Below are 7545 nucleotides of genomic sequence, written 5' to 3'. Positions count from 1 at the left end.
ATTTAAAAAAGTTTCTTCTATATAAATAGCATGAATAATAATCAAAATATATGTAAAGGGAACTTGACGTAAAGTTTCCTTTACATATATACTCGGTATATGGAAGGAGGGAGAAATTTCCTTGGAAAATAAAATGGTCGAATACCGAAAAAAATTTGGACTATCTCAAGAAAAGTTGGCTGAGAAACTTGGAGTTTCCAGACAAACCATTATCTCAATTGAAAAAGGGAAATACGATCCATCACTTCCGCTAGCATTTGAAATAGCGAAAACATTTCAGACAACAATAGAACATGTATTTATTTATGAAGGAAAAGAAGAGGGGGAATAGGGATGAATTATTCACAAAAGTACTTTGTAATTATGGGGATTATTTTTCTATTTATGAGTGGATTTATGATATTAACAGGTATAATGACGCATTCTGCACCGCCAGCCATAACGTATCCATTGCTGGGGATGATGATTATGTGTTTCTGTCTAAGCTACTTGCATCCGCAATTTAAAGAAAAAGACGAGCGAATGAAACTGATTCGTTATAAAGGAATGTTTGTAACCTTTTTTGCATTAACGGCATATTATCTTCTTTTCTCTATCGGCTTAAACTTAAAAATACTTACACTATCAGCTACTGAATTATTGAATATACTTATGGCACTTACAATGAGTACCGTCTTTATCTCATTTGTTGTTTTAGCAAAAAGATATTAAGATGGAGGAGAGAAAGGAAGATTAACATATGCAAATGATGTATGCTTTTGGCATTGGGCTTGTATTATTTTTAGCCGTATTCTTATTTATTCGTAAAGACGTTCAAGGTGGGACATTAACGAAGCGAGGATTTTATAAATTAATCGGCTGTTTAGTTGTTATGCTTATAGCAATTATTGTAATGATCGTATTAATTAATCAGTCACTATAGAATGTAAAAACGGAACCTTACTTTGGTAAGGTTTTTCTTTATTGTTCAACCTGAAAATTACCACCAAATCCATTTTCTGAAAATAAATTGTGTTATATAATCCAATGAAATGATAGATAAGGAGTGTAGTATATGAATAAAAAAACTATCTTCTATTTATTAACTTGTATACTACTTGTAGCTAGTACTACTTATATAATATGTAACAAAAGAGAACAAGTGCCACCTATATTAGTATGGGACGAACAAGAATACTATGTTACGAATGAACCTGCCAAAGTAGAAGAAGTTGGGCAAAAACTTGGCGAAGTAACAAAGAAAATTAAAACAAGTAAAAAACCTACTAAAAATAGAGAATCTAATACATTACAAGAGAAAACAGAAGTATTCATAATGATTGAGGAAGAAAAAAGTGATTACCCGCCTTTAATCATAAAGGAAGCTTATAGTGATGAATATAGGGTAGTGAGGCCGATGTTGAAGCAAGTATTATGATGAAAAGGAGGTTCATATGCAGACACTAACTCCGCATCCGTAGTCGTTAAGAAAAATATTTGTCTTTTTCCTCCTATCGGTGCCGCTTACATTTTGATGAATAGAGGAGCAATACAAAAGAGAGATTACATTTTATATTTATTATTTGCTACTATGAATATATCACTCTGGTTATCGCTTATGATTTTTGATCGGAGTATGTGGATGGTAGCAGGGCATTATATAATTGGAGCAATTGTTATTGTTTTTTTAAATATAAATAAGAGATAATCCAGCAATCTTAAAGTTGCTGGGTTTTATTTTGATATTTATAATTAAGAAACAAATTTTGAATAGAGAGTGGTGGGCGTTATGAGATGGAAAGCAGGAACGTTTGAAAAAATAGAAACGAATGACTCATCTATTGAGAAACTCATACATACATTTAAGGAACAAAACGTAAATGGCGGAGTGGTTATAAGCTGTTTTAAAGTACATAACGAAAATTTTTTTAAAGAAATACCATATTGGAAAGATGGACACGAGCACTTCTTTAGAAGAATCTTTAACTCTTTAGATATAATCAATAGCTTAGAAGAGTTAAAAATACATACGTCAGAAAAATATAAGTTGCATTTTAAAGAGCAATGGGCAGTCATGCTTGATGGTAGCATTGCCGCTCAAATTTTGTCGGGCGGAGCATATGAAGGATTTAAGGAACGACCAGTTATCGCAAAACAATTAGCCGTGAATGTATGTCAATATATGTTCCAAGATCGCTATGAAGATATTAAAGTGTTCAAAAGCTATTGCCCTTGGACAGATTGGTTTTACGATGTTGCATGGGATGCTACTTGGATGGTGTTAGATAGTAGGGAGCGTAAAATGTGGTTCATTTGTGCTACGGATACAGATTGATAGAAGAGGGGCCTTGTAGGAATGCTGCAAGGCCCTTTATCTTTTGGGAATTAATAGAAAACGAATCATATAAATGCTATACTAAAAAATGTTTGTAATGTCAGTTTCATAATATTGTATGATGCTGACTTACTAGAAAAGATAAGAGGAGAATGAACGTGCAAAAGATAAAGAAATTATTGCTATTAATGATGGTAGTAGGATTAACAGCAGGTGTTTTAGCGGGGTGTGCAAATCCGAAAGATACTACAGAAGAATTTTTAACAGCGATACAAAAAGGTGATGTAGAAAAGGCTCGTACATTTGTTGAGAGTGACAAGGAATTTAATAAACTAAATGAAAAAACAGATGATGCTGAGGCAAAAGCAATGCTAAGTGCAATTACAAAGAACTTTAAATTTGAAAAGCTAGAAGAAGTATTGAAAAAGGATGACAAAGCAGAAGTGAAAGTGAAAATTACATCTGCAGATCTATCCGTTGCTGTAACAAAAGCAGTGGGAGAAGTTATGCCAATGGCGTTCGCTAGTGCCTTTAGTGAAGACAAAGAACAATCTGAAAAAGCAATCGAAAAAACAATGACATCAACTATCGTCAAAAACTTAGCAGATAAAGATGCAGCAATGGCAACTCGCGAGGTTACATTGAACTTAAAGAAAGACAAAGATGGCGATTATAAAATCGTTGCTGACGATAACTTGAAAGAAGTATTGTTTGCCAATGCGAAGTCTTTGGAGAAGATGTTTGGTGGGAAGTAATTGAATTAGATAAAAAGAGACACCATATCACGTAGAAGGTTGATATGGTGTCTCTTTTTTATGACCCCGGAGAGGCTCGAACTCACGACCTCCACCCTGTCAAGGTTTAGAAGTTAGGATTTTATGTATATCAATTATGTTTATTACGTTTCTAACGAAAAACCACTTCACATGAATTATTTATTAATTTCATTATAAAAGGGTCATTTCCTGTTGTAAAGTGGCTAAGCCTTCAAGGAATATCTTTTTTCGTAATTCTATTTGCTATATACATATTCTTTAGTGATAAAGAACCTTTATTTTAAAAAACTGTTTGAAAGATGGCTTTTCTACCTGTAATGCCCTATGGTTTCAAAGATATTAAAATAGAGGAAGCTTTAAATGGTTTCCTACGGATAATGATAGTTGAATTGATCTCCTATTAGTTAAGGTGTGTCGTATGACATGCCTTTTTCTATTTATATGAAGTTCCCAAACAAGGAAGGTGAATAACTTGGAATACAAACAGGACTTTGACCATCGTTTTATTAAACCTGTCAGGCAATTGAGGAATCAGACTCAATCAGATTTTGAACAGGTCATGGGCGTTGATAGAAGTACCATCGGAAAACTAGAACGAGGTGAAATAGAGTTCACACCGCTGTATCACAGCAAATTTAAGGACGCTATTAGACGATTACGAGTTTCTAATGTTGAGTTAGCTAGCGTTCGCAGAATCTTAGAAATAAAGTCCAGAAGAGGCTACAAATAATAACTACTATTGGAGGAATGTGAAATGGAAGTAAAAGATTTATTCGTCGAGACTAAACAAGTTATAGCTGAGTATAAGGCAAAGGCTGAGAACTTAGATCAGGAAGAACAGGAACTACAAGCGGAACTGGTGGCAATGCAGGAGGAAATGACAGCGATTTTGTTAGACCAGGAGAATGCTAACTTGTCAGAACGAATCTATTTAAAGGCACAGGCAAAAGGAATCAATTCAAAATTAGAAATCATTCATTCTATGTTAGAAGAGTTGAATGAGAAAAGATCAGCTTTGAAACTTGCTTATGTTCCAGTGTTTCAAGAGGTACTGAGAAAAGACCGGTCTAGTTCTTATGAGTATGACGTGACAGACCTAGCTATCCGTCACCGTTATGAATTACTTACTGAGGTTGCTGGCGTAGGTAAACAGTTCCAACAACAATACCATGCTATTGCACCTGAGATTTATGAAGTGTTTGAAGATACAAAAGTTAAAGAAGAGTATCCACGTTTGGAACACTCATTCAATCAAGAACAGTATCAGCCATTCTTTACATGGTTTGAGACATCTGTTGTTTCTAAGAATGAAATGTTTTCCGCTACTCGTGGGAATTTACCAGACCATTTACAAGCACCTAAGGAGGGAAAATAGTTATGAATTTAACTAGTATCGTTAAACAAGATGTAATGGACGAATTACGAAAAGGAAATACCGAGGTTCTAAAAGGATTACCACCAGTATTGGCAATGCAATATGGATTGGCGTTACAAAATGAGGTTGCTAACTACATAGAAAAATCACCTGTCAATGATAGCGAATTAACAAAGGCTATGATTAACCAATTACAAGACAGTGGTGTCAAAGAACGTCTTATCAAAGAGATTGAAGCAAAAGAAAAGGCATACGCTGACAAGGTAGCAATAGCAAAACAAATTACAAGAGAGGTCACTGGTGAATAGCTAGTGATCTTTTTCTATTTAAGGGGACATGGAGAAATGGAAGCAAAGGTTTGTTGCAACTTAATTAAAGAGTTCAATGGGGAGAAGAACTGGTGTGCAGTAAGAGACGCCCACTGCCCTCTATTGGTTAAACATGACCGTTACAAGTTCGATAAAGAAGATGTGAAATGTGACTACTTAAATTCACTAAATGGACTTGATTCTAAGCATGGTGTAGTCAAAGAGGTTTCCGTTTCCTCAAAGCAATGTAATGGCTGTAAACGGATATTCAAAACTAATAATTTGAGACTGAGATACTGTTCTGACGTATGCAGGAAGTCAGCTAGAAGAAAGACAGAGAGAAACAGTAGAATACGCAACACTTTAGCTAAATGAGGGCTTGGTATATCAACGTTTTCAGGCCCAAAACTGGAGGTCGGGTATATTCCTATTCAGAACCCAAAAACACGCTTTAAACTGTTGCTTAATTAACTATGAAAAGGGGAACTATTATGAATAAATTAGAATATGAGGCAAGATTAAATAAAACATATAACGGTACTGTAACGCCTGTGACACGCTACACTAACCAACATGCTACAATGTGCTATTCCACTGTGATAAGTGCGGTGCTGAGTTCTATAACAAGGCTAGGTATATGATAGGGAAAGACTCACAGCGTCATATTTGTACTTTGCCTTATGGAGATAGTTTTGGTACAAGATTAAATACGGTGGGTAATAGTAAGATATCACCCCAAAAACGGAAGAAGCAAATGAACCCTGACAAAATGGCAAAACGATTATATGAAATGATAATAGAAGATTACAAACCACATGAAATAGCACGAGAATTAAAAGTTAACCCAGCTATAATAAAAGATCACTTCAAAGCTGAGGGACTAATTTAATTGTCCCTTTTGCTTTTGGCCATTCCCAGCAATGCCCTCAATGATTTCCTTTGCTGTCTTACGATTCTTATTTACTTCTTTAATTTCAGCAAATCCCTTGTGTACATCGGCAAATCCCTTTGTAAAAGTGTTTTGTAGGTCTTTGTATACACTTTTTACATCATCCAATTTATCCTCTACTGAAGTTAAAGTTTCCTCACCACTTAAATGACCCATTTTACTGTCCACCCTATCTAAACTATCCTCTACTCTATCCACTGTCTTCTCCATTTCACATACTTTTTCATATATCTGTTGAATCAATTCCTTCTCATTTTCTGTCATGGCAGCAAGCCCCCTTAAAATGTTTCTGATTCCATTGCAAAATTTCTTTTTAAGAATCGGTTATTCCATTTTAACAGAATTGTGTACGTATTTTCTTTGCTACTTCACTATCACGTAATAACCTACACGTAGAATTGCACGACGTGGGAAAAGCCCTGTTTCCCCCATATGCAAGCGTAGTTCCATCGGTTAACTTGCAATAATCCCTCTTTCTAGGACATTAAAATTGTGATTTATAAAAATAAATATAATCAACAATTACACCAACCCTTTAAGTTCTTCCATATCCTTATTCACTTTTAATATAAACGCCTTATCGTCAAGGTGCTGTAAGTCTAAATAATTAGTTTCAAGATAGGCAATAATAATCTTTAAAGGTAGTTTCATTGCTAGACCTACCTCTAAAATGTATGTCTTATAATCCATATGAAAATAGTTTTCCATGTTTAACCAAGCCTGTACTTTTTCCTTAGGTGTTTGGTTTGGGAAGATAGTCATTAGTTGTTCCCTCCTAGAAAGTCATATTTAAGATATTCAGGTAGCTTATCATAATCAACGTTAGGGGCTTTATTCCCATAAAGTAAAAGATAATCGCCTCAGAATCGCCCGTAGGGAATGCTGTTAGCCCCAAAAGGTTTGAAAAATATGGTGTATATTTAGTGGATGCCAGACCAGCCATATATACCCCCCAGCCCCCATAGGGTGGGGTATCCCTATATAAAAATATAGTATGCGTCGCAATGCTCCGCATAACGTTACCACTAATTCTCCACATGGTTCGTTCCATTCTTCTCGCTGATCTTCTTTCTTGTTTCGTTTGATTCTTCTTTCATTCGTTCTTTTCTTGCCTGTTGCCCTCACCTCGTGTCTTTTGCCATGTCTGTTACTTTTCGTTTCGTTTACCTTACAGGTATCCTTGCCACTGATAGTAGGGTATATAGTACGTCCAGCTTAGTTCTTAACCTATTATCCTATCAACATAGTACCGTCCAGTATTGGTATTATACAGTCCTTCCTTATCTATGTTCTAGCAATACGTTTTTGATTGACACATATGATTGAATGAAGGGAGTACTATGTCATTGCGGTGCTGTGTAGTCTCAATCAGTAGTGTTAAGTTATGACTATTAAAATCTAAATAATTACAGTATCATATAATTTGAATTTAATACTATTAATATAAAAAAAACTTTGAATTAAAGCTTGTTATAAATTGGTTAAAATGAGATATTTATATAGGACCCCTTTTGAAGCAATTCAAATGATTCCAATTCGGAATAATCTAATTAAGGTTACATAGTAGTACCGTATAAAGCTACTATTTAAATAGTAGAATTCAATCAATCCCTGGGGGTCCAAACCTCAATTAAAGCGAAGTGAATTGTATTGTTATGTAAATTACTGAGATGTTTTACTAGGAAGGAAAACACTGAAATGAATAGTGTGAAAGTTAAAAGTATTAGAGATGAAATAAAAGATTTTAATTATAATAGAGTTTGGGTTGAGAAGAAAATCAGGATAAATGCTGAAGAAAGGTTAAATAAGGGGAATTTTCAAAC

12 protein-coding genes are annotated in these 7545 nt (G+C 34.7%); 10 read left to right on the top strand and 2 right to left on the bottom strand.

Annotation, left to right across the window (positions count from 1 at the left end; genetic code table 11):
- The first annotated feature begins 121 nt into the window (after positions 1-121).
- The 10 genes from ACQGSG_RS24385 to ACQGSG_RS24340 all read left to right on the top strand — a co-directional run bounded on the left by ACQGSG_RS24385 (position 122) and on the right by ACQGSG_RS24340 (position 5662).
- Complete coding sequence (locus ACQGSG_RS24385; protein WP_000428506.1) at positions 122-331, top strand: helix-turn-helix transcriptional regulator; 210 nt, start codon at positions 122-124, stop codon at positions 329-331.
- A gap of 2 nt (positions 332-333) precedes the next feature.
- The gene (locus ACQGSG_RS24380) at positions 334-711 is read left to right on the top strand and encodes a hypothetical protein (RefSeq protein ID WP_001109895.1); all 378 of its coding nucleotides are present in this window, start codon (positions 334-336) and stop codon (positions 709-711) included.
- A 28-nt stretch (positions 712-739) separates the two neighbouring features.
- Positions 740-922 carry a DUF3976 domain-containing protein gene (locus ACQGSG_RS24375; RefSeq protein ID WP_001178294.1) on the top strand — a complete coding sequence of 61 codons (183 nt, stop codon included), beginning with the start codon at positions 740-742 and terminating at the stop codon, positions 920-922.
- A gap of 132 nt (positions 923-1054) precedes the next feature.
- Positions 1055-1417, top strand: coding sequence for a hypothetical protein (locus ACQGSG_RS24370; protein ID WP_001036576.1), 363 nt, complete (start codon positions 1055-1057; stop codon positions 1415-1417).
- Between the two features lie 351 nt (positions 1418-1768).
- Positions 1769-2314, top strand: coding sequence for a hypothetical protein (locus tag ACQGSG_RS24365; protein WP_001267321.1), 546 nt, complete (start codon positions 1769-1771; stop codon positions 2312-2314).
- Between the two features lie 158 nt (positions 2315-2472).
- Positions 2473-3069, top strand: a complete 597-nt coding sequence (locus tag ACQGSG_RS24360) for a DUF4878 domain-containing protein (RefSeq protein WP_214632251.1) — start codon at positions 2473-2475, stop codon at positions 3067-3069.
- 484 nt (positions 3070-3553) lie between these two features.
- Positions 3554-3820, top strand: coding sequence for a helix-turn-helix domain-containing protein (locus tag ACQGSG_RS24355; protein ID WP_053564973.1), 267 nt, complete (start codon positions 3554-3556; stop codon positions 3818-3820).
- A gap of 24 nt (positions 3821-3844) precedes the next feature.
- Positions 3845-4465 (top strand): hypothetical protein, encoded by a 621-nt coding sequence (locus ACQGSG_RS24350; protein ID WP_053564972.1) that lies wholly within the window; start codon positions 3845-3847, stop codon positions 4463-4465.
- A 2-nt stretch (positions 4466-4467) separates the two neighbouring features.
- Entirely contained in the window at positions 4468-4773 is a 306-nt protein-coding gene (locus tag ACQGSG_RS24345; protein ID WP_053564971.1) for a hypothetical protein, read from the top strand.
- Positions 4774-5410: 637 nt separating this feature from the next.
- Positions 5411-5662: a hypothetical protein gene (locus ACQGSG_RS24340; RefSeq protein WP_325842703.1), complete on the top strand. Its 252-nt coding sequence runs from the start codon at positions 5411-5413 to the stop codon at positions 5660-5662.
- Here ACQGSG_RS24340 and ACQGSG_RS24335 read toward each other — a convergent pair.
- Together ACQGSG_RS24335 and ACQGSG_RS24330 are read right to left on the bottom strand one after the other, a co-directional pair.
- Complete coding sequence (locus tag ACQGSG_RS24335) at positions 5654-5986, bottom strand: hypothetical protein (protein WP_053564968.1); 333 nt, start codon at positions 5984-5986, stop codon at positions 5654-5656. The genes ACQGSG_RS24340 and ACQGSG_RS24335 overlap by 9 nt on opposite strands.
- Positions 5987-6244: 258 nt before the next feature.
- Positions 6245-6484, bottom strand: a complete 240-nt coding sequence (locus tag ACQGSG_RS24330) for a hypothetical protein (protein ID WP_053564967.1) — start codon at positions 6482-6484, stop codon at positions 6245-6247.
- Positions 6485-7545 lie beyond the last annotated feature (1061 nt).

The organism is Bacillus sp. GMa5/1 (assembly GCF_050172015.1).
Classification (GTDB): Bacteria; Bacillota; Bacilli; order Bacillales; family Bacillaceae_G; genus Bacillus_A; species Bacillus_A cereus.
This window is presented reverse-complemented; position numbering and strand designations above follow the sequence as displayed.

Excerpts from the sequence above, each read along its gene's own strand:
- ACQGSG_RS24370 (WP_001036576.1), top strand. The coding sequence starts at position 1,055 with ATGAATAAAAAAACTATCTTCTATTTATTAACTTGTATACTACTTGTA.
- ACQGSG_RS24335 (WP_053564968.1), bottom strand. The coding sequence starts at position 5,986 with ATGACAGAAAATGAGAAGGAATTGATTCAACAGATATATGAAAAAGTA.
- ACQGSG_RS24340 (WP_325842703.1), top strand. The coding sequence starts at position 5,411 with ATGATAGGGAAAGACTCACAGCGTCATATTTGTACTTTGCCTTATGGA.
- ACQGSG_RS24365 (WP_001267321.1), top strand. The coding sequence starts at position 1,769 with ATGAGATGGAAAGCAGGAACGTTTGAAAAAATAGAAACGAATGACTCA.
- ACQGSG_RS24350 (WP_053564972.1), top strand. The coding sequence starts at position 3,845 with ATGGAAGTAAAAGATTTATTCGTCGAGACTAAACAAGTTATAGCTGAG.
- ACQGSG_RS24345 (WP_053564971.1), top strand. The coding sequence starts at position 4,468 with ATGAATTTAACTAGTATCGTTAAACAAGATGTAATGGACGAATTACGA.
- ACQGSG_RS24375 (WP_001178294.1), top strand. The coding sequence starts at position 740 with ATGCAAATGATGTATGCTTTTGGCATTGGGCTTGTATTATTTTTAGCC.
- ACQGSG_RS24380 (WP_001109895.1), top strand. The coding sequence starts at position 334 with ATGAATTATTCACAAAAGTACTTTGTAATTATGGGGATTATTTTTCTA.
- ACQGSG_RS24330 (WP_053564967.1), bottom strand. The coding sequence starts at position 6,484 with ATGACTATCTTCCCAAACCAAACACCTAAGGAAAAAGTACAGGCTTGG.